At 62.4% G+C, this 26,026-nt stretch carries 24 protein-coding genes; 15 read left to right on the top strand and 9 right to left on the bottom strand.

Annotation, left to right across the window (positions count from 1 at the left end; all coding sequences use genetic code 11):
• Window positions 1-23 precede the first annotated feature (23 nt).
• Together htpG and BT125_RS09715 are read left to right on the top strand one after the other, a co-directional pair.
• Window positions 24-1,928 carry a molecular chaperone HtpG gene (gene htpG, locus BT125_RS09720; protein ID WP_060743152.1) on the top strand — a complete coding sequence of 635 codons (1,905 nt, stop codon included), beginning with the start codon at window positions 24-26 and terminating at the stop codon, window positions 1,926-1,928.
• Window positions 1,929-2,074: 146 nt separating this feature from the next.
• A complete protein-coding gene (locus tag BT125_RS09715; RefSeq protein ID WP_072406440.1) occupies window positions 2,075-2,803 on the top strand; it encodes a dienelactone hydrolase family protein in 729 nt (242 codons plus the stop codon).
• A 160-nt stretch (window positions 2,804-2,963) separates the two neighbouring features.
• On the opposite strand, the gene BT125_RS09710 is transcribed toward BT125_RS09715, so the two are convergent.
• Window positions 2,964-3,824 carry a pirin family protein gene (locus tag BT125_RS09710; RefSeq protein ID WP_072406437.1) on the bottom strand — a complete coding sequence of 287 codons (861 nt, stop codon included), beginning with the start codon at window positions 3,822-3,824 and terminating at the stop codon, window positions 2,964-2,966.
• 118 nt (window positions 3,825-3,942) lie between these two features.
• On the opposite strand from BT125_RS09710, the gene BT125_RS09705 reads away from it, so the two are divergent.
• Both BT125_RS09705 and BT125_RS09700 read left to right on the top strand, forming a co-directional pair.
• Window positions 3,943-4,959 (top strand): amidohydrolase family protein, encoded by a 1,017-nt coding sequence (locus tag BT125_RS09705; RefSeq protein WP_170866821.1) that lies wholly within the window; start codon window positions 3,943-3,945, stop codon window positions 4,957-4,959.
• A gap of 183 nt (window positions 4,960-5,142) precedes the next feature.
• On the top strand, window positions 5,143-5,607 hold the full coding sequence (locus tag BT125_RS09700) for a DUF3859 domain-containing protein (RefSeq protein ID WP_018610122.1): 465 nt from the start codon (window positions 5,143-5,145) through the stop codon (window positions 5,605-5,607).
• A 192-nt stretch (window positions 5,608-5,799) separates the two neighbouring features.
• Here the strand turns inward: BT125_RS09700 and fabB are convergent, their stop codons facing one another.
• The 5 genes from fabB to BT125_RS09675 all read right to left on the bottom strand — a co-directional run bounded on the left by fabB (window position 5,800) and on the right by BT125_RS09675 (window position 12,750).
• On the bottom strand, window positions 5,800-7,020 hold the full coding sequence (fabB, locus tag BT125_RS09695; RefSeq protein WP_072406433.1) for a beta-ketoacyl-ACP synthase I: 1,221 nt from the start codon (window positions 7,018-7,020) through the stop codon (window positions 5,800-5,802).
• An 11-nt stretch (window positions 7,021-7,031) separates the two neighbouring features.
• On the bottom strand, window positions 7,032-7,547 hold the full coding sequence (gene fabA, locus BT125_RS09690; RefSeq protein WP_003204400.1) for a 3-hydroxyacyl-[acyl-carrier-protein] dehydratase FabA: 516 nt from the start codon (window positions 7,545-7,547) through the stop codon (window positions 7,032-7,034).
• Between the two features lie 248 nt (window positions 7,548-7,795).
• Entirely contained in the window at window positions 7,796-9,697 is a 1,902-nt protein-coding gene (locus BT125_RS09685; RefSeq protein ID WP_072406431.1) for an ATP-binding protein, read from the bottom strand.
• Window positions 9,694-10,626, bottom strand: coding sequence for an ABC transporter substrate-binding protein (locus tag BT125_RS09680; protein ID WP_072406428.1), 933 nt, complete (start codon window positions 10,624-10,626; stop codon window positions 9,694-9,696). Before BT125_RS09680 ends, BT125_RS09685 begins: the two co-directional genes overlap by 4 nt.
• Window positions 10,627-12,750, bottom strand: coding sequence for a TonB-dependent receptor plug domain-containing protein (locus BT125_RS09675; protein ID WP_072406426.1), 2,124 nt, complete (start codon window positions 12,748-12,750; stop codon window positions 10,627-10,629).
• 199 nt (window positions 12,751-12,949) lie between these two features.
• On the opposite strand from BT125_RS09675, the gene BT125_RS09670 reads away from it, so the two are divergent.
• From BT125_RS09670 to BT125_RS09635, 8 genes are all read left to right on the top strand, one after another.
• Window positions 12,950-13,975, top strand: coding sequence for an NAD(P)H-dependent glycerol-3-phosphate dehydrogenase (locus BT125_RS09670; protein WP_060741174.1), 1,026 nt, complete (start codon window positions 12,950-12,952; stop codon window positions 13,973-13,975).
• 30 nt (window positions 13,976-14,005) lie between these two features.
• Window positions 14,006-14,353 carry a DUF4389 domain-containing protein gene (locus tag BT125_RS09665; protein ID WP_053123936.1) on the top strand — a complete coding sequence of 116 codons (348 nt, stop codon included), beginning with the start codon at window positions 14,006-14,008 and terminating at the stop codon, window positions 14,351-14,353.
• Entirely contained in the window at window positions 14,350-14,802 is a 453-nt protein-coding gene (sixA, locus tag BT125_RS09660) for a phosphohistidine phosphatase SixA (protein ID WP_072406424.1), read from the top strand. Before BT125_RS09665 ends, sixA begins: the two co-directional genes overlap by 4 nt.
• Window positions 14,803-14,853: 51 nt before the next feature.
• Window positions 14,854-15,297, top strand: a complete 444-nt coding sequence (locus BT125_RS09655; RefSeq protein WP_072406422.1) for a hotdog fold thioesterase — start codon at window positions 14,854-14,856, stop codon at window positions 15,295-15,297.
• Window positions 15,298-15,581: 284 nt separating this feature from the next.
• On the top strand, window positions 15,582-16,376 hold the full coding sequence (locus BT125_RS09650) for an alpha/beta fold hydrolase (protein WP_072406420.1): 795 nt from the start codon (window positions 15,582-15,584) through the stop codon (window positions 16,374-16,376).
• The gene (locus tag BT125_RS09645) at window positions 16,373-17,224 is read left to right on the top strand and encodes an alpha/beta hydrolase (protein WP_072406418.1); all 852 of its coding nucleotides are present in this window, start codon (window positions 16,373-16,375) and stop codon (window positions 17,222-17,224) included. Before BT125_RS09650 ends, BT125_RS09645 begins: the two co-directional genes overlap by 4 nt.
• A 129-nt stretch (window positions 17,225-17,353) precedes the next feature.
• Window positions 17,354-18,172, top strand: a complete 819-nt coding sequence (locus BT125_RS09640; RefSeq protein ID WP_072406415.1) for a DUF4892 domain-containing protein — start codon at window positions 17,354-17,356, stop codon at window positions 18,170-18,172.
• Between the two features lie 63 nt (window positions 18,173-18,235).
• Complete coding sequence (locus tag BT125_RS09635; protein ID WP_060741180.1) at window positions 18,236-19,273, top strand: AI-2E family transporter; 1,038 nt, start codon at window positions 18,236-18,238, stop codon at window positions 19,271-19,273.
• Window positions 19,274-19,436: 163 nt separating this feature from the next.
• Here BT125_RS09635 and BT125_RS09630 read toward each other — a convergent pair whose 3' ends face one another.
• Together BT125_RS09630 and BT125_RS09625 are read right to left on the bottom strand one after the other, a co-directional pair.
• Window positions 19,437-20,480 carry a sensor histidine kinase gene (locus BT125_RS09630; protein ID WP_072406413.1) on the bottom strand — a complete coding sequence of 348 codons (1,044 nt, stop codon included), beginning with the start codon at window positions 20,478-20,480 and terminating at the stop codon, window positions 19,437-19,439.
• Window positions 20,480-21,238, bottom strand: coding sequence for a response regulator (locus tag BT125_RS09625; RefSeq protein WP_072406411.1), 759 nt, complete (start codon window positions 21,236-21,238; stop codon window positions 20,480-20,482). The genes BT125_RS09630 and BT125_RS09625 overlap by 1 nt, the downstream gene beginning before the upstream one ends.
• Before the next feature lie 289 nt (window positions 21,239-21,527).
• Here BT125_RS09625 and pyrF point away from each other — a divergent pair, with 289 nt between their 5' ends.
• Window positions 21,528-22,226, top strand: coding sequence for an orotidine-5'-phosphate decarboxylase (pyrF, locus tag BT125_RS09620; RefSeq protein WP_170866819.1), 699 nt, complete (start codon window positions 21,528-21,530; stop codon window positions 22,224-22,226).
• A 116-nt stretch (window positions 22,227-22,342) separates the two neighbouring features.
• Here pyrF and BT125_RS09615 read toward each other — a convergent pair whose 3' ends face one another.
• Window positions 22,343-23,347, bottom strand: coding sequence for an NADP-dependent oxidoreductase (locus BT125_RS09615; RefSeq protein ID WP_072406408.1), 1,005 nt, complete (start codon window positions 23,345-23,347; stop codon window positions 22,343-22,345).
• Between the two features lie 224 nt (window positions 23,348-23,571).
• On the opposite strand from BT125_RS09615, the gene BT125_RS09610 reads away from it, so the two are divergent.
• Together BT125_RS09610 and BT125_RS09605 are read left to right on the top strand one after the other, a co-directional pair.
• Window positions 23,572-24,333, top strand: a complete 762-nt coding sequence (locus BT125_RS09610; protein WP_072406406.1) for an SDR family oxidoreductase — start codon at window positions 23,572-23,574, stop codon at window positions 24,331-24,333.
• Window positions 24,334-24,539: 206 nt separating this feature from the next.
• Window positions 24,540-25,928 carry an aminotransferase-like domain-containing protein gene (locus BT125_RS09605; protein ID WP_072406404.1) on the top strand — a complete coding sequence of 463 codons (1,389 nt, stop codon included), beginning with the start codon at window positions 24,540-24,542 and terminating at the stop codon, window positions 25,926-25,928.
• Window positions 25,929-26,026 lie beyond the last annotated feature (98 nt).

Here is a 26,026-nt window from a genome sequence, read left to right as displayed (position 1 = left end):
CATCCACTTGGAGTTTGATGACCATGAGCGTGGAAACTCAAAAGGAAACCCTGGGCTTCCAGACCGAGGTGAAGCAACTGCTGCACCTGATGATTCACTCGCTGTATTCGAATAAGGAAATTTTCCTTCGCGAGCTGATTTCGAACGCCTCTGACGCTGTCGACAAATTACGTTTCGAAGCCCTTTCCAAGCCTGAACTGCTGGAAGGCGGCGCTGAGCTGAAAATCCGTGTGAGCTTCGACAAGGACGCGAAAACCGTCACCCTCGAAGACAACGGCATCGGCATGAGCCGCGAAGAGGTGATCACGCACCTGGGCACCATCGCCAAGTCTGGCACTGCCGACTTCATGAAGAACCTGTCCGGCGACCAGAAGAAAGATTCTCACCTGATCGGTCAGTTCGGCGTCGGTTTCTATTCCGCGTTCATCGTGGCCGACCAGGTCGAAGTGTTCAGCCGCCGTGCCGGCCTCGCTGCGAGCGAAGGCGTGCACTGGTCGTCCAAGGGCGAGGGCGAGTTTGAAGTCGCCACCGTCGACAAGGCTGATCGCGGCACCCGCATTGTGCTGCACCTCAAGTCCGGCGAAGACGAGTTCGCCGATGGCTGGCGCCTGCGCAACATCATCAAGAAGTACTCCGACCATATCGCGCTGCCCATCGAGCTGCCGAAGGAAGTCACCGCTGCCGAAGGCGAAGAAAAGCCTGAAGTGGAATGGGAAACCGTCAACCGCGCCAGTGCCCTGTGGACCCGTCCGCGCACCGAAGTGAAAGACGAGGAATACCAGGAGTTCTACAAGCACATCGCCCATGACTACGAGAACCCGCTGAGCTGGAGCCATAACAAGGTCGAAGGCAAGCTGGAATACAACTCGCTGCTGTACGTGCCGGCCCGTGCGCCGTTCGACCTGTACCAGCGCGAAGCGCCACGTGGCCTGAAGCTGTACGTGCAGCGTGTGTTCGTGATGGACCAGGCCGAGTCGTTCCTGCCGCTGTACCTGCGCTTCATCAAGGGCGTGGTGGATTCCAACGATTTGTCGCTGAACGTTTCGCGGGAAATCCTGCAGAAAGATCCGATCATCGACTCCATGAAGTCGGCACTGACCAAGCGCGTGCTGGACATGCTGGAAAAACTGGCGAAGAACGAGCCCGAGCAGTACAAGAGCTTCTGGAAAAACTTCGGCCAGGTCATGAAAGAAGGCCCGGCCGAGGACTTCGCCAACAAAGAGAAAATCGCCGGCCTGCTGCGCTTTGCGTCGACCCAGGGTGACGATGGCGAGCAGATCGTTGGCCTGGCCGATTACCTGGCCCGCGCCAAGGAAGGCCAGGACAAGATCTACTACCTGACCGGTGAAACGTATGCACAGGTCAAGAACAGCCCGCACCTGGAAGTCTTCCGCAAGAAAGGCATCGAAGTGCTGCTGCTGACCGACCGCATCGACGAGTGGCTGATGAGCTACCTCAACGAGTTCGACGGCAAGAGCTTCGTCGACGTGGCCCGTGGCGACCTGGACCTCGGCAACCTGGATTCGGAAGAAGACAAGAAAGCTGCCGAAGAAGTCGCCAAGAGCAAGGAAGGTCTGGTCGAGCGGATCAAGACCGCCCTGGGCGATGCTGTCAGTGAAGTGCGCGTCTCGCACCGTTTGACCGACTCTCCGGCGATCCTGGCCATTGGCGAGCAGGACCTCGGTCTGCAGATGCGCCAGATCCTCGAAGCCAGCGGCCAGAAGGTCCCGGATTCCAAGCCGATCTTCGAATTCAACCCGGCCCACCCGCTGGTGGAGAAACTCGACAACGAGCAGAGCGAAGAGCGTTTCGGCGATCTGTCGCACATCCTGTTCGACCAGGCGGCCCTGGCGGCCGGCGACAGCCTGAAGGATCCGGCGGCGTATGTGCGTCGCCTGAACAAGCTGTTGGTTGAACTGTCAGCTTAATCTGACGCAGGAAAGTCCCTTGTGGGAGCGAGCTTGCTCGCGATTTCGGTCCAACATTCAACAGATACGTTGACTGGTCTACCGTTATCGCGAGCAAGCTCGCTCCCACAAGGGCTTCTTGAATGTTTCATCAGGAGGAGTCTGTCATGAGTCAGGTTACGGTTCGTTCGCTGGTCTATCAGATCGACGGTCAAAGTTATGAAGGTCGCCTGGCCTTCGACGTCAACCAGCAGGGCCCGCGCCCGGGTTTGCTGATGGCGCCGAACTGGATGGGCGTAGGGGCAGGTGCCGAGGACATCGCCAAGTCGGTGGCGGCCAATGGTTATGTGGTGTTGATCGCCGACTTGTACGGGCAGGCGGTGCGCCCGAGCAATGCCGACGAAGCGGGCGCGGCGATGATGCCCCTCAAGAACGACCGGGCCTTGTTGCGCAAGCGCATGCAGGCGGCGTTCGAACAACTGCAGAGCCAGGGTGATGCACAGGTCGACACGGCGAGACTGGCCACGTTCGGCTTCTGCTTCGGAGGTTGCTGCGCCCTGGAACTGGCTCGCAGTGGCGCACCGCTGAAGGCGGCGATCTCCTTCCACGGCACCCTGGATACACCGAACCCGGCCGATGCGCAGAACATCAAGGGCGCGGTGTTGGTGATGCATGGCGCCTCCGACCCGCTGGTGCCGAAAGAGCAGCTACCGGCTTTCGAAGATGAAATGAACGCGGCTGGGGTGGATTGGCAATTGCTGAGCTACGGCGGCGCGGTGCATTCGTTCACCGATCCGCAGGCCAATGTGCCGGGCAAGATGATGTACGACGCCAAGGTCGCCGGACGCGCGTTCCGGTCGATGCATAACCTGCTGGATGAAGTGTTCAAGGGCTGAAGTCGGGTTCTGGATTTGAATCTCTTGTTGTCTGATATAAGGCCATCGCGAGCAAGCTTGCCCCCACAATGATCCGCTGTGAACGCAAATTCCGTGATCACTCAAATCCAGTGTGGAAGCGAGCTTGCTCGCGATGGCGGCCTGGCAAGCAATCCTGAAATCAGGGCAACTCGATCCGCTCGCTTTCCCCAGGCACGGTCGGCCAGTCTCCGGCTGCCCAGCGCCGGCGGGCTTCATCGATCCGGGCCGGGTCGCTGGAGACGAAGTTCCAGTTCATCCGTCGCGGTCCATCCAGTGGCGCGCCACCGAACAACACGGCATGGCAATCGCTGTCGGCAAACAGCGTCATCTCTTCCCCTGTGGGCAATATCACCAGGGAATGGGCTTCTACCGGCTCGCCATCCAGCAACGCCTCGCCGCTCAACACATACAGGGCCCGCTCTTCATGCTCGGTGGGAATCAGCAGCGTCGTCGCGGTCTGCAGGTGCAGTTCGGCATACAGCGTGGGCGAGAGCACCGGCACCGGCGATTCCAGGCAAAAGCCTGACCCGGCGATCATGCGGATGCTGACTCCCAGGTTCTCACTGACCGGCAGGCTCTGTGCCGGATGATGGCTGTAGTGTCCCGGGCCTTGTTCGTGGGCTTTGGGCGAGGCCAGCCAGACTTGCAACCCGTGCATGATGAAAGGGCTGCCCAGCAGTGACTCGGGGGTGCGTTCGACGTGGGCGATGGCGCTGCCGGCGGTCATCCAACTGACATCCCCGGCGTCCACCACCTGGTCGGAACCCAGGCTGTCCTTGTGCTGGAGTTTGCCTTCGAACAGGTAGGTGAGGGTGGACAGCCCGATGTGGGGATGTTGCCGGATGTTCATGCCTTTACCGGCCGGATAGGTGGTTTTCAGCATGTGATCGAAAAACACGAAAGGCCCGACGCTGCGGCACTTGGCGGACGGCAGTGGGCGGAGAATCGGCTGGCCTTCGACGTCTTCGGCGCGGGGGCGAACGGTCAGGGGAGTGGTCATGTGTCTTCCAGGTTGAACAACGGTTGCGCGAAGCATAACCCGTCGCCGGCAGACGCGGCAGATGCGCCTGAACCCCAGCGGGACGGTGAGGGTCTATGTTGCTCATGGCTTCTGGAGACTGCCCGTGCCTTTGACCCGTCTGATCTTTGCCTGGCTGCTGGTTGTTTCGAGCAGCGGCGCCGCGGCTCGCGAATATGCCTACAGCGATGCGCACCTGCATTACGTCGATTTCTTTCAGGAAACCGCCGGCATGCCCAAGCTGCTCCAGGCGATGGCGGACAATCGCATCGAACATGTGATGATTTCCGGCGTGCCGGTGGCCAAGAAGTGGCATGAGGATGAGCCCAAGCGCCCGCGTTATTACGCCGGTGACGATGCAGACGCCTATTGGTACAGCGCCACCGATGTGATTGTTGCGGCGGCAGTGAGCAAGCTGACCGAGGAGCAACGCCAGCACTTCCATCCTTTCCTGTCGGGCTTCAACCCCAACGACAAGAACTCCGCTGCCCACATCCAACGCATGCTCGATCTCTACCCGGGGTTGTGGCAAGGCATCGGCGAAGTCTTCACCCGCCATGACGATCTGACGGCGCTGACCTCGGGCGATACCCCGCGGGCCAACAACGAAGCCATGACCCGGATCTATCACTTGGCGGCCGAGAACGACCTGCCGGTGATGCTGCATTCCAACATCACCTCCAAGCGTGAAAGAAATCCCCTGTACCTGGCGGAAATCGAGGAGCCGTTGCGCAACCACCCCCATACGCGTTTCATCTGGGCCCATGCCGGCACCAGCATGGAAATCCATCGCCACCAGACCCGCTTGGATTTTCTGTTGCCGACCCTGACCCGCATGCTCGAAGCCTATCCCAATCTGTACATCGACCTGTCCTGGAGCCTGCTCACGCCGTACTTGCTGGACGAGGCGGGCAAGCCTCGGGACGAGTGGGTAAAGCTGGTGGAGCGCTTTCCGGAGCGCTTCATGGTGGGCTCGGATGTGGTCGGGCGTTTCAACAAGTTGGGCAAGGAGTTGCACAGCTTCGATCCATTCCTCGATGCCTTGCCGGAAGAGGTGGCCAGGAAGGTGGCGCGGGATAATTTCCTGGCGGTGTTGCCGCGTTCTGTCGCCCGCTGAATTGGCTTTGTGGCGAGGGAGCTTGCTCCCGTTCGGTTGCGCAGCAACCGCAAGAACTTGGGGCCGCTGCGCAGCCCAGCGAGAGCAAGCTCCCTCGCCACGGGATGATCGCTGTGCATGTTTGTCATCAGCCTGTCACTGCGGCGTCATACCCTCGCGCTCATCTCAATCAAGGAGCGCACTATGCACCTCACCCGTTCAAGCGCACTGGTCGCGCTGTTGTTGACCTGCGGCCTGGCACAGGCCGAAGTCCGTGTCGAAGGTCCGGTGGAATATGGTGTCTTCGAAGGGCCGCAAGCCGAGCTGCAATCGGGGGAGCGGGTCCTGCGGCGCAGCAACGAGCAGATCCGCCAGACCGAAAGCGTGCCGGCGAAGCTGGGCACCAAGTTCGGCATGCGTTATCAGTTGGCGGGCAAGGTCGCAGACGACCAGCCGTTGACCCTGTTGTACTTCACTCCTGGTATCCGCACCCCCGATGGTGTGCGCCACGACAAGTTCGAAGTCATCCAGAAACTGGTACCCGGTGCGCCTCAGGACGTCATGGCCTATGAATTCACCGAAAGCCACGAAGTGGTGCCGGGGGAGTGGCGGTTCATGGTGTTCCAGGGGGATCGGTTGCTGACGCAGCAGCGGTTTGTGGTGCGCTGAGTTTCATCCCACTGTAGATCTCATGTGAGAGCGGGCTTGCCCGCGAATGCGGTGTGTCAGCAGACGAATATGCCGCCTGACACTGCGCATTCGCGAGCAAGCCCGCTCCCACAGGACGCTGTAGTGGATTGGCAGGCAAAAAAACGCCCCGAACCAGTCGGGGCGTTTTTGTGTGTGGCGTAGCGGCGGGGCTTACTTGCCCTGCCAGCGCTTCATCACCAGGGTGGCGTTGGTGCCACCGAAGCCGAAGCTGTTGCTCATCACGGTATTGATGGTGGCGTTTTCGCGAGTCTTGGTCAGGATAGGCAGGTCGGCCACTTCCGGGTCCAGTTCGTCGATGTTGGCGGAACCGGCCATGAAGTTGCCTTCCATCATCAGCATGCAGTAGATCGCTTCGTGAACGCCGGCGGCGCCCAGGGAGTGACCCGACAGGCTCTTGGTGGAGCTGATGGCCGGAGCCTTGTCGCCGAACACTTCGCGTACGCCTTTCATTTCCGCGACGTCGCCGACCGGGGTCGAGGTGCCGTGGGTGTTCAGGTAGTCGATCGGTGCATCGACGGTGGACATGGCCATCTGCATGCAACGCACGGCACCTTCACCGCTTGGCGCGACCATGTCGTAGCCGTCGGAAGTCGCGCCGTAGCCGACGATTTCCGCGTAGATCTTCGCGCCACGGGCCAAGGCGTGTTCCAACTCCTCGACGACGACCATGCCACCACCGCCGGCGATCACGAAGCCGTCACGGTCGGCGTCGTAGGCACGGGAAGCTTTTTCCGGCGTGTCGTTGCGCTTGCTGGACAGGGCGCCCATGGCGTCGAACAGGAACGATTGGCTCCAATGTTCTTCTTCACCGCCACCGGCGAACACGATGTCCTGCTTGCCCAACTGGATCTGCTCGACCGCGTTCCCGATGCAGTGAGCACTGGTGGCGCAGGCGGAGGAGATCGAGTAGTTGATGCCCTTGATCTTGAAGGGTGTAGCCAGGCAGGCCGAAACGGTGCTGCCCATGGTCCGCGTGACGCGGTAAGGGCCAACGCGCTTGACGCCTTTTTCGCGCAGGATATCCAGCGCTTCCATCTGGTTCAGGGTCGAGGCGCCGCCGGAACCGGCGATCAGGCCGGTACGCACGTTGGACACTTGCTCTTCGGTCAGGCCGGCGTCAGCGATGGCGTCCTTCATGGCCAGGTAGGCGTAGGCCGCCGCATGGCCGACGAAACGGTAGATCTTGCGATCGATCAGTTCTTCGAGATTGAGGTCAATGGAGCCGGAAACCTGGCTACGCAGACCCATTTCAGCATATTCCGGGTTGAACCGGATGCCAGGGCGACTTGCACGCAGGTTAGCGGAGACGGTCTCTTTGTCATTGCCCAGGCACGAAACGATGCCCAGACCAGTGATAACGACGCGGCGCATGCGGATAACCCTTAGAAGTTGTCAGTGGAGGTGAAAACGCCGACCCGGAGGCCTTCGGCGGTGTAGATCTCGCGACCGTCCACGGCAACCGAACCATCGGCAATGGCCATGTTCAGCTTGCCCTTGAGGACGCGTTTGATATGAATGTTATAGGTGATTTTCTTGGCGGTCGGCAGGACCTGACCAAAGAACTTCACTTCGCCCGAACCCAGGGCGCGACCGCGACCCGGCAGGCCTTGCCAGCCGAGGAAGAAACCGACCAGTTGCCACATGGCGTCCAAGCCCAGGCAGCCCGGCATCACCGGATCACCTTCGAAGTGGCAGGCGAAGAACCACAGGTCCGGAGTGATATCCAGCTCGGCGACCAATTCACCTTTGCCGTACTTGCCACCCTCTTCGCTGATATGGGTGATGCGATCCACCATCAGCATGTTCGGGGCGGGCAGTTGCGCGTTACCTGGGCCGAACAGCTCACCGCGACTGCAGCGCAGCAGGTCTTCCCGGGTAAAGGCGTTTTGTTTGGTCATGCGAGCTCCTCAATAGTCCCATGCGGCAGGGTGGGGCAAATCTTCCCGGCCGATCGAAGCGTTCATGCCTCGAATCGACAGCCTACTCATAGACTATTGCGTTGTAGTGAAAGTCACAGCACACGGGAAATGAATGTACACCTGTGCACTGAAATTTTTATTCAAGCCCCAATCGAGGCTTGTTCGGGTGCCTAAGACTGCCGCACTTTCGCCTTTCACGCCAGTCACAGATGGTCCGGTGAGCGGTTCTAGTTCACCCAGCGCTGCAGAATCTGCTGCAGGTCATTCCTTTTGAACGGCTTGGCCAGGTAATCGTTCATGCCCGCCGCGAGGCAGGCTTCGCGATCGCCCTGCAAGGCGTTGGCCGTCAGGGCGATAATCGGCACCTCGCCGCAGCCCGGCAACTGACGGATCTGCCGGGTGGCTTCGTAGCCATCGATGATGGGCAAGCGGCAATCCATGAGGATCGCTTCGAAAATCAGGCTTTCGGCGCTGCGTACGGCCTGGGCGCCATCGGTGGCGACGCTGACGGTGAAACCCAGGCTGCGCAGCATGGCTTCGATCACCGTCTGGTTGACCGGATTGTCTTCCACCAGCAACACGTTGCGGCCTTCGCCATCGCCGCTGCCGGTGGGCAGGCGCGGTGCCAGGGGCGGTGGCATCTGGCGCGACAGGGCCAGCGGGATCTCGAGGGTGAACACCGAGCCCTGGCCTTCTTCGCTCTGGGCCCGCAGCGTCCCTCCCATTCGTTCGGCCAGGGTGCGGGCGATCGGCAGGCCCAGACCGGTGCCGCCGTAGCGCCGGGAAATCGAATTGTCGGCCTGCTGGAAGGCGTCGAACATGCGCTCCAGGCTTTCGGCGGGGATACCAATGCCACTGTCGCGTACCGTGCAGGTGAACCACAGCAGTTCGTGGTCGAGGGCCTGCCACTGGCATTGCACGGTGACACGGCCTTGCTCGGTGAATTTCAGCGCGTTGCCGATCAGGTTCACCAGGATCTGCCGTATCCGCGTCGGATCGCCCTGCACCTGCAAGGCCTGCATGTCGTCCGGGACCAGCAGGTCCAGGCCCAGCTTGCGCTGCGCGGCGCTGTGCTGGAACGACTGCGCGCAACTGCCCACCAGTTCGGCCAGGTTGAACGGGATGTGCTCCAATTCCAAGGCCGAGCGTTCGATACGCGAGAAGTCGAGGATGTCGTTGATCACCTTCAGCAGGTGCTCGGTGGATTCAGACGCCAGCGCCGTGTACTCGTGCTGTTCGTCGGTCATGCGAGTGGTTTCCAACAGCTGCAGCATGCCCAGTACGCCGTTCATGGGCGTGCGCAGTTCATGGCTCATCATCGCCAGGAACTCGGACTTGGCGCTGTTGGCTTTTTCCGCTTCCTCGCGGGTCTTGATCAACTGCGCCATGGCCTGGTGCTGTTCGCGGCTGGCTTGTTCCAGGCCGTCGGCCAGGTTGTTGATGTGCCGCGACAAGGCCCCCAGTTCGGCATCATCGACGACGGGCAGCGGGGTGCTGTAGTCGCCTTGCTGGATGGCCTTGACCGCGTTGCCGATGTCGCGGATCGGCCGGGACAGGTTGGTCGCCAGCCGGCGCGCCACCAGGAAGGTGAACAGCAGGGCGAACAATGCCAGGATCGCAGCCTTGAGCAGGATTTCCTGCTGCCGCTGGCTGAAGGCGTCACTGGACATGCCGACGATCACGCGGCCCAGGTAATCTTCGCCGGACGCCTCGACGGCGGTGCTATTGCCCTGCAGGAAATCATTGTTCAGGGCAATGCGCTGCAGGCGCACCGGGGCCTGGAAGACTTCTATCTGTTGGGCCCGGCTATGGACTTGCTCAGGTTGTTCGACGTACACCAGGACCTTGTCGGTGCTGTCCTGGACCTCCAGGAAGCGCACGTGAGGGGTCGCCAGAGTCGCGGTGAGCAGGCTTTCCAGCACTTCGTTGTTGCCGGAAATGACCCCGTATTCCGTGGCGGGGGCCAGTTGGTTGGCGATCAGTTGCCCGGTGTGATTGAGCTCCTGGCGCAAGTCCTGGATCCGCACGAAGGTAAAGAAGCTGATCAGCAGCACGGTCAGCAGCAACGCCGGGCCGAGGGCGATGAGCTGGGTGCGGGTATTGATGTCCCAACGACGACGCAAGGTCATGGGCGGTGTTCTCCTTCGGCCAACGTTGCCGCGACGGATTCGGCGTCAATCGGTTCAATCCCCAGCGAGCGGGAGACCTGCCGGTTGCCCAGGACTTTGAAGCGGTCCGGATACAGCGTGCGCGGCCAGGTCGTGGCGGGGCGGTCGAGCAAGTCGTCGAGAATCGCCAGCCAGTCTTGCTGGTCGCTGTAGGTGCTGGCCAGGCTGCCGGCCTTGACGAATGCCGCGCTGGGCCCGATCAGCGCACGTTGCCGGGCATAGCTGCTGAGCAACAGGTTCTTCACGGTCTTGGGGTTGTACAAATCGGGGTCATCGAGGCCCAGCAGCACGTCGCTCTGGCCCAGCAGGTTCTGCAGGGGACGACTGTCGCTGGTGTCGTCCCAGCGTTCGCTGACGATCACCAGGCCCAGCGGTGCCGCGGCCTGGCGGATGTCCTTGAGCAGGAATTCACTGTGGGTGTCGTACAGCACACCGACCTGTCGCACTTGCGGCAGGATGGTACGGATCAGCCGTAATTGTCGCGCCATCGGTGGATCGCTCCACAGCAGGCTCAGATGCGCAGGCGTGGCCTCGCCCAGGCGCTCGCGGGCTTGCTGGCGGCTGATGCGCAGGACCAGGGTGGCCGGGCCCCGGGCGTCTTGCAGGCGCCACTCCAGGCTGGGCAGGTCAAGCAGAACCAGGCGGACATTATCTGGCAACTTGTCCGGCGCCGGCAGGTTGGCCAGCGGCGTAAACCGCACGCTGTCTTCGGGGCGCAGGGCTTTCAGGGCCTGGGTGAAAGACTGCACGCCGGGGCTGTCCTCGGCGCCGGTCAAGAGGATTTCGGCGGCCCGTGCCTGGAGGGTTGTCAGCCAACCGGCAAACACCAGGCACAGGGCCAGCGTCAGGCGGCCATGAAATGGCATCTTGCGAGGGGAGTGCCGGGACATCTAGAACGACAACTCCGCACTGAAGTACACGACATGGTGGGCGTCGTAGCGGTTGTCGACGAAGGTCATGGGCTGGTTGTCCAGGCGCTGCTGCAGGACGCCCGCCAGTTCCAGGCTGGCCTTGCCCAGAGGAATGCGCCGGGCGATGCGGGTGTCCACCCGTTCGAAGCGATAGCCGTTGAGATCGTCGGCGGCGTAATAGAACAGCGCGCTGTTCCAGCCTTGGCCCCAGTCCCTTAGCCAGCCGGCCGAGCCGCTGTTGCGGGCGGTCAGTTGTTCGTCGAGGGGGTTGCTGGCCTGGGCGTCGACATAGGCGTAGGTCAGGCGCAGGCGGTCGGCGCTGGTCATGCGCCAGTCGAACTGGGTCTCGACCCCGGAGAACTGTGATTCGTTGGCGTTGCTGGCAATATACTGATTGTTGCGCAGCGGCTCGCTGATCATGCCGGTGATTTCGTCATGGAACAGTTTCACATCGACCGCCAGGCCCAGGTCCACGAAGTAACCGTTGTAGCCCAGTTCCCGGGAGCGCATGTGTTCTTGTTCCAGGTTTCCGGGGCCGCGGGTCTGGACGAAGTAGCGGGCACTGTTCTGGCCGAAGGCGGTGGGTTGCAGGTTGGTGACCTGATAGCTCCAGTTGACGTTGTTCTCGAACATGTCCGGCGAGCGCACGGCTTCGGAGTACACCGCCCGCAGGCCATGGCGTGGAGTGATCAGGTAATTGACGGCGATCCGCGGAGTCAGCGAGCTGCCGGTCAGGCGGGTGTCTTCGAACATCGCGCCGCCCTGCAACAGCCAATGCTCGGTGGCCCGCCATTCGAGCTGGCCGAACAGGCGCCAGGTGGTGTCGTCCAGTGTGCCGTTGAAGTACGTCTCCGAGTCGGCCCGGTCGTAGCGATAGTTGGCCCCGGTGACCAGGCGCAGGCTGTCGGACAGGCTCAGGGTGTCCTGGATCTCCAGGTCGTAGCGCGATTCCCGGGCGCTCTGGTCGATATCGCCGCACAGGGTTTGCGAGGCGCCGTTGCGCCACTGGTCGAGCACCTGATTGGCCAACGCCTGTTCCTGTGGCGTGCCGGGTGGCGCGCCGGTGCTGGTGTAGCTGGGGATATTGCGCGCCAGCTTCTCGGCATAGTTGGGGTTGAGCTGCCACAGGTCGGTCAGTTGCGGGCTGAAGGACACCTCGGCGTCACAGGCGCGCCAGGTCTGCTGGCGATCCCAGTGCTGGATCGAGCCCTGTACATAAAGGCTGTGATCGGGGTCCAGGTCCAGGTTCCAGCGCAGTGAACCGGCGTAGTCCTTGGCGATGACGTCGGAGTTATCCCCAGCGGCGGTAATCCCGGCGAACACGGGATGGTAGGTATAAGGCCGCTGGTTGGTCCCATCCTTGGCGTTCAATTGCCAGTCGATGGTCTGCCGTTCGTCCAGGGTCTGGCTGACGGACAGGTTGAAGCGGTTCAGGCGGCGGCTGTCGCGGTAGTCGGCGCCGTTGCGGTCGCTGTCAAAGCCATCGTCTTCCTGGCCGGACAGCGATAGCCGCAGGTCGCCGCCTTCCCATCCGCTGCCCTGGTTGGCGTACCAGTCACTGATGCCACGCTGGCCGCGGGTGATTTTCAGCCGGGTGCCGTGGCTGTCGGCCGGGGCACGGGTAATGATGTTGACCACTGCCATCAGCGCGTTGGCGCCATAACTGACGGTGTTGGGGCCGCGGAAGACTTCGATTCGCTCGATGTCTTCCATGGCCACCGGAATATCGCTCCAGTCCACCGTGGCCAGGCCGGCGCGGTACACCGAGCGGCCGTCGATCAGCACTTGCATGCGGCGGGCTTCGCTGGCGTTGGTGCCATGGTAGTTCACGGCCGCCTGGTTGCCTGTGATGTTGCCGACCATCATGCCCGGCACCAGGCGCAGCAGTTCGCTGATGTCCCGGGCGCCGCTGGCCTTGATCAGCTCGCTGTCGAGCACGGTCATGCTGCCCGGCACCGCCGCTGGCGATTGCTTCAGGCGCGTGGCCGTCAGTACCTGGGGCAGGGGCTGGCTGTCCACGAACAAGTCGTCGGCCAGCACTGGCGGGCTGATGATCAGTGCCAATAGCAGGGACGAACCTGAGCGGGAAGGGCCAACGGACACGGTACAGCCTATGGGAATGGGTGGGTGACGGGCATGTTAACTGAGCTGAACGACTTTTCCATTCACGTTGACAGCATTTTCCTAGGAATTAATGGTCAGCTTCCTACAGCTGGCGGTAATTGTTGCCGGGGCTGGTCGCCATCCGGCCGCTCCGTATAATGCCCCGCATTGCCACTTGGTATGGATGAACGGATTGCATATGACTGAACAGCGCCCGATTGCGGTCCTGGGGGGCGGGAGTTTCGGTACCGCCGTGGCTAACCTGCTGGCCGAGAACGGTCACCCGGTGCGCCAGTGGATGCGTGACCCGGAACAGGCCGAGGCCATCCGGGTCAACCGCGAGAACCCGCGTTACCTCAAGGGCATCAAGATCCGCCCGGAAGTGGTTCCGGTGACTGACTTGCAGGCCACCCTGGAGGGCAGCGACCTGTTTTTCGTCGCCTTGCCGTCCAGTGCCTTGCGCTCGGTGCTGGCGCCCCATGCCGAGCGCTTGAGCGGCAAATTGTTGGTGAGCCTGACCAAGGGCATCGAAGCCCAGACCTTCAAGCTGATGAGCGAGATTCTCGAAGAAATCGCCCCCAAGGCGCGGATCGGTGTGATTTCCGGGCCGAACCTGGCGCGGGAAATCGCCGAGCACGCCTTGACCGCCACGGTGGTCGCCAGCGAGGACGAAGCGCTGTGCCAACGGGTCCAGGCCGCACTCCATGGCCGTACCTTTCGGGTCTACGCCAGCGCCGACCGTTTCGGGGTGGAGCTGGGCGGGGCGCTGAAGAACGTCTATGCCATCATCGCCGGCATGGCGGTGGCGCTGGGCATGGGGGAGAACACCAAGAGCATGCTGATCACTCGCGCGCTGGCGGAAATGACCCGCTTCGCCGTCAGCCAGGGTGCCAATCCGATGACCTTCCTGGGATTGGCCGGGGTGGGCGACCTGATCGTCACCTGTTCCTCGCCCAAGAGCCGCAACTACCAGGTCGGTTTTGCCCTCGGCCAAGGCTTGAGCCTGGACGAGGCCGTGTCGCGCCTGGGTGAAGTGGCCGAAGGGGTCAACACCCTCAAGGTGCTCAAGGCCAAGTCCCAGGAGGCGGGGGTGTATATGCCGCTGGTCGCCGGGCTGCACGCGATTCTGTTCGAAGGGCGCACGCTTGAGCAGGTGATCGAGCTGCTGATGCGTGGCGAACCGAAGACCGACGTCGATTTCATTTCCACCAGCGGTTTCAACTGAACCGCTATTGAACGCAAGCAGGAGCGAGCCATGAACGATCCGCAAGGGCAACCCCAATACGAATCCATCCTGCTGCGTGTGCTGTGGATGGTGGTCTATCTGTTGGTCTGGCAGGTGGCGCAATTCATCCTCGGCGCCGTGGTGCTGGTGCAGTTGATTTATCGGCTGATCTACGGCGCGCCCAGCGCCAGCCTGATGAATTTCGGCGACAGCCTGAGCCAGTTCCTGGCGCAGATCGGCCGCTTCGGTACCTTCCACAGCGACCAGAAGCCTTGGCCGTTCGCCGACTGGCCGACCCCACGCACGCCGGAAGGCGAAGCGCCACACGCCGTGGCACCGGCCCCGCATCCCGTCCGGGACGAGGAGCCGAAGCTATGAAACTGTGGGTATTGCGTCACGGTGAGGCAGAGCCCCATGGTGTCCGTCCCGATCCGGAACGGGTCTTGACGGTGCACGGCCGCGAGGAGGTGTTGCTCAGCGCCGGCCGGTTGATGGGCGAGCCGTTGCGAGCCATCTACGCCAGCCCTTATGTGCGGGCCCAACAGACCGCGCAACTGGTGCGCGAAGCACTGGGGTTCGAACCTGAGCTGATCACCGTCGATTGGCTCACGCCGGAGACCCGCCCGACGGAGGTGCTAAGGCATCTGGAGGACCAGGACGATGTGCTGCTGGTCAGCCATAACCCATTGGTGGGCAGCCTGCTGGGCTTGCTGCAGCACGGCCATCTGCAACAACCCGAGCAAGTGCAGACGGCTGGCCTGGCTGAGCTGGAAGGTGACCTGCCCCTGGCCGGAGCGATGACGCTCAAGGGTATCCAGCATCCATAGGCAGGTTGGCAGCAGGGCTGAGCAGAGTAAAACCATAAAGGAACGACAACGATGAGTCTGTGGCGCACCACCCCCAACATTGAGCAATTGAACGCCGCCGGTAAAAACACTATCAGCGAAGTGCTGGACATCCGCTTCGAATCGTTCGACGACGAGTCGCTGACCGCCAGCATGGTGGTCGATCACCGCACCCATCAGCCATTCGGCCTGCTGCATGGCGGTGCTTCCGTGGTGTTGGCCGAAACGGTCGGCTCCATGGCCGCCTACCTCTGTGTGGACACCAGCAAATTCTATTGTGTGGGCCTTGAAATCAACGCCAACCACCTGCGCGGCGTGCGCAGTGGACGGGTGACGGCCACGGCCCGAGTGGTCCACCTGGGGCGCACCACTCAGGTCTGGGACATCCGTCTGGTCAACGACGAGGGCAAGGTCAACTGCGTGTCGCGCCTGACCATGGCGGTGGTGCCATTGGGTGAGCAGCCGCCGGCGCGTTGAAGCCCTACCTGTGGCGAGGGAGCTTGCTCCCGCTGGGCCGCGAAGCGGCCCCAAACCCACCGACTCGATCAGCCTGAATCATCGAGTGGCCTGATTTTGGGCCTGCTGCGCAGGCCAGCGGGAGCAAGCTCCCTCGCCACGGTGTTCAACATGAAATTCTGTGGTGGTGAGGCTCAACCCCATAGCCCAAGCCCGACTGTCATCATTCCTGTCAGTTACGGTCATTGCCGCGCCGTCGGGTTCTGCGGACAATCTGCCGCAGTTCCCCCAATGGATCGGCTGTCATGTCGCAACAGATTTTTTTCGCCCACGCCAATGGTTTTCCCTCGGCCACTTACGGCAAGCTGTTCGCCGCATTGGCGCCGCAGTACCAGGTCGCGCATCTGGAACTGCACGGCCATGACCCGCGTTTTCCGGTGGACGATAACTGGCACAACCTGGTGGACGAACTGATCCATCACCTGGAGCAGCAACCGGCGCCGGTGTGGGGTGTTGGCCACTCCCTGGGCGGCGTACTGCACCTGCACGCGGCGTTGCGCTGCCCCCAGTTGTATCGCGGCGTGGTCATGCTCGATTCGCCAGTGCTGACCCGTACCGACCAGTGGGTGATCCTGGCCGCCAAGCGCCTGGGGTTCATCGATCGCCTGACCCCGGCGGGCCGGACGCTGGGGCGGCGCGAGGAGTTCGCTGACCTGGAATCCGCCCGGCAGTATTTTGCCGGCAAGACACTGTTTCGCGGCTTTGACCCGGATTGCTTCGACGCCTACCTGCAACACGGCCTGCAACAAGTCGGCGACCGGTTGCGCCTGCGCTTCGACCCGGCCACGGAGATCAGTATCTACCGCGGCGTGCCGCACACCAGCCCAGGACGGCCCCGTAAGCTCAAGGTGCCGCTGGCGGTGGTGCGCGGCCGGCAGAGTCGCGTGGTGATGCGGCATCACACCCGTTCGGTGGGGCGTATGCGCCATGGCGAATCCCTGAGCATGCCCGGCGGCCATATGTTTCCCCTCGAACGCCCACAAGACACGGCCAACCTGCTCAAGAACCTGTTCCAGCGTTGGGAAGGGCGCAGCGCATGAGTGGGGTCGAGGAGGTCCGCCTGAGCCTGCCTCACATCGAACTGGCGGCTCATTTGTTCGGTCCGGAAGACGGGCTGCCGGTGATTGCCCTGCACGGTTGGCTGGACAACGCCAACAGCTTCGCCCGCCTGGCGCCCAGGCTCGCGGGGCTGCGGGTGATCGCCCTGGACATGGCCGGTCACGGTCATTCCGGGCATCGACCGCTGGGTGCCAGCTATGCCTTGTGGGACTACGTCCATGATGTGCTGCAAGTGGCCGAACAACTGGGCTTGAAACACTTCGCCCTGCTGGGGCATTCCATGGGCGCCATTGTCTCGCTGGTGCTGGCCGGTTCCCTGCCGGAACGGGTGACGCACCTGGGGTTGATCGATGGAGTGATTCCCCCTACCGCCAAAGGCGATAACGCGGCCGAACGCATGGGCATGGCCCTGCAAGCCCAGTTGGATTTGCAGCAAAAACGCAAGCCGGTCTACAAAACCCTCGACCGGGCCATCGAAGCGCGCATGAAGGGGCTGGTAGCGGTCAGCCGCGAGGCCGCCGAGTTACTGGCCCAGCGCGGCCTGATGCCGGTGCCCGGGGGCTATACCTGGCGCACCGACAATCGCCTGACCCTGCCATCGCCCTTGCGCCTGACCGAGGAGCAGGCCATGGCGTTCGTTGCGCGGGTCGCTTGTCCGGCGCATCTGGTGGTGGCGGCCGACGGCATGCTTGCCCAGCACCCGGAGTTGCTGGAGCGTCTACCCTTCAGCCATGAGCAGTTGCCGGGCGGCCATCATCTGCACCTTAACGATGAGGTCGGTGCCGGGCTTGTAGCAGACTGTTTCAATCGGTTCTTCACTGTTCCTTGACTTGCGCCGGGCAACTGTCGAGGCTGGGCGGGTTGAAAGGGAGACAACCATGACAGACCTCTGTTTGCCAGCTTCGCGGTGCATCGGCGACGCCCATCGCGTCCAAGCGTCCCAGGCCAAGCCGATCCGATGAAATTATCCGTTCACTTACTCGTCCTGCTGGTGCTGGCCTGCTTCAGCCCGGCGTCGTTCGCCGTCGATGTGCCGGGCAGTCGCGACCTGGATCGCGTGCCACGCATGCCCGATGCACAGATCGTCGATTATCGGCAAACCAGCGACCTGGAACGTGTCTACCCCATGGGCTCGATCCGCAAGATCAGCGGCCAGTTGCGTTTTGACGGCCAAGTCGATGCCCGTGGGAATGTCACGTCGGTCACCTATGAGCTGCCGCCGGAACATTCCGCCACCCAGGCCTTTACCGCGGCCCGCGAAGCCTTGCAGAAACAGGGCGCCGAGCTGTTGTTCTGGTGCCAGGCGCGCGATTGCGGCGAAAGCAGCCTGTGGGCCAACGACGTCTTCGGCAATGCCAAGCTCTATGGCGCCGACAACGGCCAGGCCTTCCTGCTGCTGCGCCTGGCGCCGCCCGCGGACAACACGCTGATTGCGCTGTATGCCATTACCCGGGGCAATCGCAAGGCCTACCTGCATGTCGAGCAGTTCGAGGCGAATGCTGCGTTGGGTGACTTGCTGCCGACATCGGCCACCCTGTTGCGCCAGCTCAAGGACACTGGGGGCCTGGACTTGCCGCGTCTTGCCGATGGACCGGACGACACCTGGTTGCGCCTGTTGTCCCGGGCGCTGAACCTGGACACGGGCCTGCGGGTCAGTATCGCCGGTCCCCGGGCCGAGGACTGGCGTGAGGCGCTGGCGGGCCAGGGCGTCCGAGCGGCGCGCATGGAGGCCGCCGACGGCGAGGCGGCGGGATTGCACCTGGAGTTGCTGCGCTAAGCTGTCTCGGGGCAGCGGTTTCACACCTGGGCCCCGGTCCTGTTCATTTTTTCGAGACCCTACATGCTCAATAACGATCGGCTGTTGGTGCAGATCCTGCTCCTGGTGTTGTTCGGCGCAAGCCTCTGGGTCATGGCGCCGTTCTGGTCGGCGCTGTTCTGGGGCGCGGTGCTGGCGTTCGCCAGTTGGCCGTTGATGCGTCTGCTGACCCGCTGGGTCAATGGTCGCGAATCCCTGGCGGCGGCGTTACTGACGGTGGGCTGGATGCTGTTGGTGGCGGTGCCGCTGGTGTGGTTGGGTTTCAACCTGGCCGACCATGTGCGCGATGCCACCGCGTTCATCAGGGACGTCCAAGTCGATGGCTTGCCCGAAGCCCCTGACTGGCTTGCCGCTATCCCCTTGGTGGGCGGGCGGCTGGTGGGCATCTGGAACAGCATCGATCAGCAGGGCGCGGCCATGATGGTGTCCATCAAGCCGTACCTGGGGCAGGTCGGCAACTGGCTGTTGGCGCGCAGTGCGCAGATTGGCGGCGGCATACTCGAACTGACCCTGAGTATTGTGTTCGTGTTCTTTTTCTATCGCGACGGCCCGCGCCTGGCGGCGTTCGTCCATGGGTTGCTGGAACGCCTGATCGGCGACCGTGCCGGTTACTACATTGAACTGGTGGCCGGTACAGTGCAGCGGGTGGTCAACGGCGTGATCGGCACTGCGGCGGCCCAGGCCGTGCTGGCGCTGATCGGCTTCCTGATCGCCGGGGTGCCGGGGGCGCTGGTACTGGGGATCGTCACGTTCCTGTTGAGCCTGATCCCCATGGGACCACCCCTGGTCTGGATCCCCGCCACGGCATGGCTGGTATGGAAGGGGGAATACGGGATGGCGGTGTTCCTCGGCATCTGGGGCACATTCATCATCAGTGGCGTGGACAACGTGCTCAAACCCTACCTGATCAGCCGTGGCGGAAACCTGCCCCTGGTCATCGTGTTGCTGGGGGTGTTCGGCGGGTTGATCGCCTTCGGTTTCATCGGCCTGTTCATCGGTCCGACCCTGTTGGCGGTGGCGTACAGCCTGTTGACGGACTGGAGCAAGAGCCAGGCGCGGTAGTCTGAGTGCCGAGCACTTGTGGCGAGGGAGCTTGCTCCCGCTGGGTTGCGCCGTGGGAGCTGCCGAAGGCTGCGATCTTTTGATCTTTCGCTTGGGACTCAAGTGTCTGGGGAAAGATCGCAGCCTCGTTGCACTCGACAGCTCCTACAGGGGAGATAAGGGCTTAGAGGCGAGGCAGGCTGATCACCGCCGTCAACCCACCCCCCGGCGTTTCTTCCAGGCTCAATTGCCCGCCCAGGCGTTCGGTGGCTTCCCGGGCGATGGTCATGCCCAGGCCGACACCACCGGAGTTGCGATTGCGCGAGCCTTCCAGGCGGAAAAAGGGCTCGAACACCGCTTCGCGTTTGTCCGCCGCAATACCGGGGCCGTGGTCGATGACTCGAATCGATAACTGATGTGGCTGGTCTTGCAGGGCAATCAAGGCATGGCCGGCGTAGCGCAGGGCGTTGTCGATGAGGTTGTTCAGGCACGAGCGCAGTGCCATGGGTTGCACCTGCAATGGGGCGCAGGTGCCGCTGACCTGCACATCGGCGCCCCGGTCCTGGGCGTTTTCGCTCAATGATTCCACCAGGGCCTGCACGTCCATCCATTGCAGCGCTTCACTGGTGCGCTGTTCGTGCAAGTAGGTCAGGGTGGCATCGAGCATGCCGATCATGTCGTCCAGGTCCTGGCGCATCTGGCCTTGCAGCTTGATGTCATCGATCTGTTCCAGGCGCAGCTTGAGCCGCGAGAGCGGCGTGCGCAGGTCATGGGATACCGCGCCGAGCATGCGCGAACGCTGTTGCACCTGCTCTCGAATCCGTTGCTGCATCAGGTTGAACGTATGGGCTGCCTGCCGTGCTTCACGGGGGCCGTTTTCATCCAGCGGCGGGCTGTCGAGGTTTTCGCTCAGGCGCTCGGCAGCGTCGCTCAGGCGTTGGATCGGTCGGGTCAGGAGCTTGGCGCCGTACCAGGCCGCGATGATCAGGAACACGAATTGAAAGGTCAGTGGCACCACCGGGCCGCCGAACCAGGGACGCGGACGGCGGTTGGGGGGCGGGCCGAAGCGCGGGGGGGCTTCGCCTTGTTGGTTCATTCCTGGCGGTGGCCCGGGGGGCGGCTGGTCGTAATGGACAAACCAGGCAAAGGCCAGCAGATGCGCCAGGACAATCGCCAATAGCAGCACGCCAAACAGGCGGCCAAACAGAGAGTCCAGGCGCAATCGCATCAACCGATGTCCCGGGCGTCGAACAAGTAGCCTTCACCGCGTACGGTCTTGATCAGTTGGGGGGCCTTGGGATCGTCGCCCAGCTTTTGGCGCAGGCGCGATACCAGCAAGTCGATACTGCGGTCGAACGCTTCGATGGAGCGGCCGCGAGCCGCGTCCAGCAGTTGTTCGCGGCTGAGCACCCGGTGCGGTCGTTCGATGAAGACCCACAACAGGCGAAACTCGGCATTGGATAGCGGCACCACCAGCCCGTCGACCGAGATCAGTTGGCGCAACACGCTGTTGAGCCGCCAGTTGTCAAAACGGATATTGGTTCGTTGCTCGGTACGGTCGTCACGTACCCTGCGCAAGATTGTCTGGATACGCGCCACCAGTTCCCTGGGTTCGAACGGCTTGGCCATGTAGTCATCCGCGCCCAGTTCCAGACCGATGATGCGGTCGGTGGGCTCGCAGCGGGCGGTGAGCATCAGGATCGGGATGTCCGATTCGGCGCGCAACCAGCGACACAACTGCAAACCGTCTTCACCCGGCAGCATCAGGTCGAGCACGACCACGTCGAAGTGCTCGGCCTGCATCGCCTGGCGCATGGCCGCGCCATCGGTCACGCCGCTGGCCCGTATGCTGAAACGGGCCAGGTAATCGATCAGCAGCTCGCGGATCGGCACGTCGTCGTCAACGATCAGCGCGTGGGTACTCCAGCGCTTGTCGTCGTCGGACACTTTTTGATTGTCAGAATTTGCAACAGGAGTGTTCTGCATGGATGCATCATCTGCCAGGTAGGCTGCCAACCGTAAAGAAGGCGGCGAGGTGGAGGCTTCAGCATAGGCGTCGTGCCACGAGGCGTGAAGCGCTGAAAGAGCGGGTTGCGGCGGCGGACGGTAGCGCGTCGACGTGTTGTACGCATGTCATGAATGTATCGGCTTCGACACAAAGGCCGCTATCGTCCATGCTGCTGGAGGGCGATGAGATTTACCGATCATCGGGTCCCGCACGGGCGCTCGTTCCGCTACAATGCGCGCCGATTTCGACTTGCCTGAGAGCCCGCTCATGTCCGCCTGCCAGACGCCCATAATCGTCGCCCTGGATTTCCCCACCCGTGACGCCGCCCTGAAGCTGGCCGACCAGTTGGACCCAACGCTTTGCCGGGTCAAAGTCGGCAAGGAACTGTTCACCAGTTGCGCTTCGGAAATTGTCGGGACCCTGCGTGACAAGGGTTTCGAAGTGTTCCTGGACCTGAAGTTCCACGACATTCCCAACACCACTGCCATGGCGGTCAAGGCGGCTGCGGAGATGGGCGTATGGATGGTCAACGTGCATTGTTCCGGTGGCCTGCGCATGATGGCGGCCTGCCGTGAAGTGCTGGATCAGCGCAGCGGCCCGAAACCGTTGCTGATCGGCGTGACCGTGCTGACCAGCATGGAGCGCGAGGACCTGGCCGGGATCGGCCTGGACATCGAGCCTCAGGAGCAGGTGCTGCGGTTGGCGGCGCTGGCGCAGAAGGCCGGCCTGGACGGTCTGGTCTGTTCGGCCTTGGAAGCTGGCGCCCTGAAAGCGGCCCACCCGTCGTTGCAACTGGTGACCCCGGGGATTCGTCCGGCGGGCAGCGCCCAGGACGACCAGCGTCGCATCCTGACCCCGCGTCAGGCACTGGACGCCGGTTCCGACTACCTGGTGATCGGTCGCCCGATCAGCCAGGCCGCCGATCCGGCCGAGGCGCTGGCGGCGGTTGTGGCTGAACTGGCCTGAGCAAACTGATATCCCTTGTGGGAGCGAGCTTGCTCGCGATAGCGGTATGTCAGTCAATAGCAATGTTGACCTGACAGGGCCTCATCGCGAGCGAGCTCGCTCCCACAGTTGTTTTGTCAGACCTTGAGTACAAGTTTCCCGAAGTTCTCCCCGCTGAACAATTTGCTCAGCGTCTCGGGGAAGGTTTCCAGCCCTTCCACAATGTCTTCCTTGCTCTTGAGCTGCCCCTTGGCCATCCAGCCGGCCATTTCCTGCCCGGCGGCGGCGAACTGGGAGGCGTAGTCCATGACCACGAAACCTTCCATGCGAGCCCGGTTGACCAGCAGTGACAGGTAGTTGGCGGGGCCCTTCACCGCTTCCTTGTTGTTGTACTGGCTAATGGCACCGCAAATCACCACGCGGGCCTTGAGGTTCAGGCGGCTGAGCACGGCATCCAGGATGTCGCCCCCGACGTTGTCGAAATACACATCCACGCCTTTGGGGCATTCGCGCTTGAGGCCGGCGTGGACGTCTTCGTTCTTGTAGTCGATGGTGCTGTCGAAACCCAATTCATCGACCAGGAATTTGCATTTGTCGGCACCGCCAGCGATGCCCACCACACGACAGCCTTTGATCTTGGCAATCTGCCCGGCGATGCTCCCCACCGCACCGGCGGCACCCGACAGCACCACGGTCTCGCCGGCCTTGGGCGCACCGACGTCCAACAGGGCGAAATAAGCGGTCATGCCGGTCATGCCCAGGGCGGATAAATAACGTGGCAGCGGTGCCAGTTTCGGATCGACTTTGTAGAAACCCCTTGGCTCGCCGAGGAAATAATCCTGCACACCCAGTGCACCGTTGACGTAGTCCCCGACCGCGAACCCCGGGTTGTTCGAAGCAATCACTTGGCCGACACCCAGCGCCCGCATCACTTCACCGATGCCCACCGGTGGAATGTAGGACTTGCCCTCGTTCATCCAGCCGCGCATGGCCGGGTCCAGGGACAGGTATTCGTTCTTCACCAGGATCTGGCCGGCTGCCGGCTCGCCCACCGGTACTTGCTGATAGGTGAAAGTCTCGCGGGTCGCGGCGCCTACCGGGCGTTTGGCGAGCAGGAACTGGCGATTGGTCTGGGCAGTCATGGTTGGCACTCAAGATGAATGAAGACTTGTTGATAGACCTTCGAGGGGTTTGTCGCAAGGTTCGCCATCTCAGCGAATGCACTTCGATCCAACCCAGTGATAGTCCCTCAGGGCCCCTTATCACTGGCGCCCATGAATGCCCAACCGGCATCTGGATAGTGCTGCCGTGCCACGCCTGGCTGTGGCTACACTGGCGCGACCCCGCATTTTTCGAGGAACAGACAATGAGCATGACGTTTTCCGGACAGGTCGCCGTGGTAACCGGCGGCGCCGCCGGCATTGGCCGCGCCACGGCCCAGGCGTTCGCGGCAGAGGGCCTGAAAGTGGTGGTGGCCGATCTGGACGTAGCGGGCGGCGAGCGTACGGTGCAGTCGATTCGCGATGCGGGGGGCGAAGCGGTATTCGTGCGCTGCAACGTGACGCTGGAAAGCGATGTGCAGCAGCTGATGGACGAGGCGATCAAGACCTATGGACGCCTTGACTACGCCTTCAACAACGCCGGGATCGAGATCGAGAAGGGCAAGTTGGCCGACGGTACCCTCGACGAGTTCGACGCGATCATGGGTGTCAATGTGAAGGGTGTCTGGTTGTGCATGAAGTACCAGTTGCCCTTGTTGCTGGCCCAGGGCGGCGGTGCCATCGTCAACACGGCCTCGGTGGCGGGCCTGGGCGCTGCACCGAAGATGAGCATCTATGCTGCCTCCAAGCACGCTGTGATCGGCCTGACCAAATCGGCCGCCATCGAATACGCCAAGAAGAAGATCCGCGTGAATGCGGTCTGTCCGGCGGTGATCGACACCGACATGTTCCGTCGTGCCTATGAGGCGGATCCGAAAAAGGGCGAGTTCGCCAATGCCATGCACCCGGTGGGGCGTATCGGCAAGGTCGAGGAAATTGCCAGCGCCGTGCTCTATTTGTGCAGCGATGGCGCGGCGTTCACCACCGGCCACTCCCTGGCGGTGGACGGCGGCGTCACGGCGTTCTGAGGACGTTTCCCTGAGCTTGTAGGAAGAAGCCCGCACTGGTTGCGGGCTTTTTCTTTGGGCGAGGGAAACATCCTCGGAGCGGCCTATCAATGTGTTTCAAAGGGTGAGAATCGGCGGTTTTGGCGACGTTGTCGTACATCGTTCGCGGGTGGCCTGTGCTTAACTGTTTCCGGAAATAAAACAAACGCTTAGGAGTTTGGTTACTCATGGAGTTGAGAATCGACCGGCAGGCCTTGGTGCCTGTCGTGCAGCAAATCGTCGACGCGCTGACCGGCTGGATCCGACAGGATGCGGTGCAACCGGGGACTCGCCTGCCGTCCGTGCGCCAACTGGCACGGCAGAACCTGCTCAGCCAGTCCAGCGTCAATGAAGCGTGTGAACGCCTGGTTGCCCAAGGCCTGCTGGCGTCCCGGCATGGCTCCAGCTTTTTTGTCGCGCCATCCCCCGCATCCGGGCATGGGTGCATCGACCCGGAGCGGCGACAGGATATGCCCACCGAGGGTGGTGATTCCCCGCCCTGGGCGTTGAGGCTGGGGTGTGGCGGGTTGCCCGAGAGCTGGCGTGAAAGCGATGACCTGGGTTATGCGATCCGGCAGGTCACCCGCACCGATATGGCGGGGTTGTTCAACTACAGCACGTCGCTGGGACTGCCCGCCCTGCGTGAGCAGCTGTCCAGGCGCCTGAGACAATTCAATATCGAGGCCGATAAAGACCTGATCCTGACCACCACCGGGGCGACCCATGGGCTGGACCTGATCGTGCGGACACTGTTGCAGCCAGGCGCCTGCGTGGTGGTGGAGAGCCCTGGCTATTCAAGCCTGTTCGACTTGCTCAGGTTGCACAAGATCGACATGATCGAACTGCCCAGGACCCCGCGCGGCCCGGACGTCGATGTGTTGCAAGACTTGTTGGCGACACACCGGCCCAGTGCGCTGTTCGTCAATAGTGCCTGTCACAACCCGACCGGTAGCAACCTGGCTCCCGCCGTGGCCCAGCGGTTGTTGCAACTGACGAAGCAACACGCCGTGCTGGTGATCGAAGACGATGCCTATGGCGACTTCCAGAACTCGGCGCGGACCCGGTTGGCAGCGCTGGATGCCGACGTGGTCTACGTGGGCAGTTTCTCGAAGACCCTGAGCAGTTCGTTGCGTGTTGGTTTCGTGGTGGCCGGACCGTCCATCATCGCGCGCCTGAGCGAGGTCAAAGGCATCACCAGCATGGGTGGGTCGCGGTTCTGCGAGGCGGTGCTGGCCAATCTCCTGGCCAATGGGGCCTATCGCAAACTGGTCCAGCGCCAGCGCCAGCGTTTGGGCGTCGATACGGCGGCGTTGTTGCAGGTGTTGGAAGATGCCGACTGGGAGGTCTTTGGCAAACCGGCCGGCGGGCTTTTCATTTGGGCAAGACCGCCAATCAGTGACTACGCTGGATTGCAGCGCCTGGCCAAGCGGTTCGGCGTGTTGTTGTCTTCGCCCACGGCCTTCAGCCCTTCGGGCACCGACAGCGACTGGCTGCGGATCAACGTGGCCTATGCCCGTGATCCCCGGGCACTGGGTTTTTTCCGGGCCGCGGCTCTGGATCGACCTCAAGTGTCCTGAAAACGACGCGGCTGTAGCTTTTTGCCATTATTCCGACGCCAGCATCTTGTGTTGCAGGGCGTCTCGTTGCGAATCTGCAATCAACACACACTGGCAGA

Origin of the sequence: Pseudomonas sp. NFACC04-2 (assembly GCF_900119265.1) — a bacterium.
In the GTDB taxonomy this organism is placed as follows: domain Bacteria; phylum Pseudomonadota; class Gammaproteobacteria; order Pseudomonadales; family Pseudomonadaceae; genus Aquipseudomonas; species Aquipseudomonas fluorescens_AA.
Note: the sequence above shows the minus strand (reverse complement) of the source record. Positions and strands in the feature narration are given on the sequence as shown.

Coding starts and splice junctions, on each gene's coding strand:
- BT125_RS09615 (WP_072406408.1), bottom strand. CDS start 23,347: ATGACTGCCCAGACCAATCGCCAGTTCCTGCTCGCCAAACGCCCGGTA.
- BT125_RS09605 (WP_072406404.1), top strand. CDS start 24,540: ATGGAGTTGAGAATCGACCGGCAGGCCTTGGTGCCTGTCGTGCAGCAA.
- sixA (WP_072406424.1), top strand. CDS start 14,350: ATGAAACTGTGGGTATTGCGTCACGGTGAGGCAGAGCCCCATGGTGTC.
- BT125_RS09715 (WP_072406440.1), top strand. CDS start 2,075: ATGAGTCAGGTTACGGTTCGTTCGCTGGTCTATCAGATCGACGGTCAA.
- fabA (WP_003204400.1), bottom strand. CDS start 7,547: ATGACCAAACAAAACGCCTTTACCCGGGAAGACCTGCTGCGCTGCAGT.
- BT125_RS09655 (WP_072406422.1), top strand. CDS start 14,854: ATGAGTCTGTGGCGCACCACCCCCAACATTGAGCAATTGAACGCCGCC.
- htpG (WP_060743152.1), top strand. CDS start 24: ATGAGCGTGGAAACTCAAAAGGAAACCCTGGGCTTCCAGACCGAGGTG.
- BT125_RS09670 (WP_060741174.1), top strand. CDS start 12,950: ATGACTGAACAGCGCCCGATTGCGGTCCTGGGGGGCGGGAGTTTCGGT.
- BT125_RS09710 (WP_072406437.1), bottom strand. CDS start 3,824: ATGACCACTCCCCTGACCGTTCGCCCCCGCGCCGAAGACGTCGAAGGC.
- BT125_RS09625 (WP_072406411.1), bottom strand. CDS start 21,238: ATGCAGAACACTCCTGTTGCAAATTCTGACAATCAAAAAGTGTCCGAC.
- BT125_RS09650 (WP_072406420.1), top strand. CDS start 15,582: ATGTCGCAACAGATTTTTTTCGCCCACGCCAATGGTTTTCCCTCGGCC.
- BT125_RS09685 (WP_072406431.1), bottom strand. CDS start 9,697: ATGACCTTGCGTCGTCGTTGGGACATCAATACCCGCACCCAGCTCATC.
- BT125_RS09635 (WP_060741180.1), top strand. CDS start 18,236: ATGCTCAATAACGATCGGCTGTTGGTGCAGATCCTGCTCCTGGTGTTG.
- BT125_RS09700 (WP_018610122.1), top strand. CDS start 5,143: ATGCACCTCACCCGTTCAAGCGCACTGGTCGCGCTGTTGTTGACCTGC.
- BT125_RS09640 (WP_072406415.1), top strand. CDS start 17,354: ATGAAATTATCCGTTCACTTACTCGTCCTGCTGGTGCTGGCCTGCTTC.
- BT125_RS09680 (WP_072406428.1), bottom strand. CDS start 10,626: ATGTCCCGGCACTCCCCTCGCAAGATGCCATTTCATGGCCGCCTGACG.
- BT125_RS09610 (WP_072406406.1), top strand. CDS start 23,572: ATGAGCATGACGTTTTCCGGACAGGTCGCCGTGGTAACCGGCGGCGCC.
- BT125_RS09665 (WP_053123936.1), top strand. CDS start 14,006: ATGAACGATCCGCAAGGGCAACCCCAATACGAATCCATCCTGCTGCGT.
- BT125_RS09630 (WP_072406413.1), bottom strand. CDS start 20,480: ATGCGATTGCGCCTGGACTCTCTGTTTGGCCGCCTGTTTGGCGTGCTG.
- fabB (WP_072406433.1), bottom strand. CDS start 7,020: ATGCGCCGCGTCGTTATCACTGGTCTGGGCATCGTTTCGTGCCTGGGC.
- pyrF (WP_170866819.1), top strand. CDS start 21,528: ATGTCCGCCTGCCAGACGCCCATAATCGTCGCCCTGGATTTCCCCACC.
- BT125_RS09645 (WP_072406418.1), top strand. CDS start 16,373: ATGAGTGGGGTCGAGGAGGTCCGCCTGAGCCTGCCTCACATCGAACTG.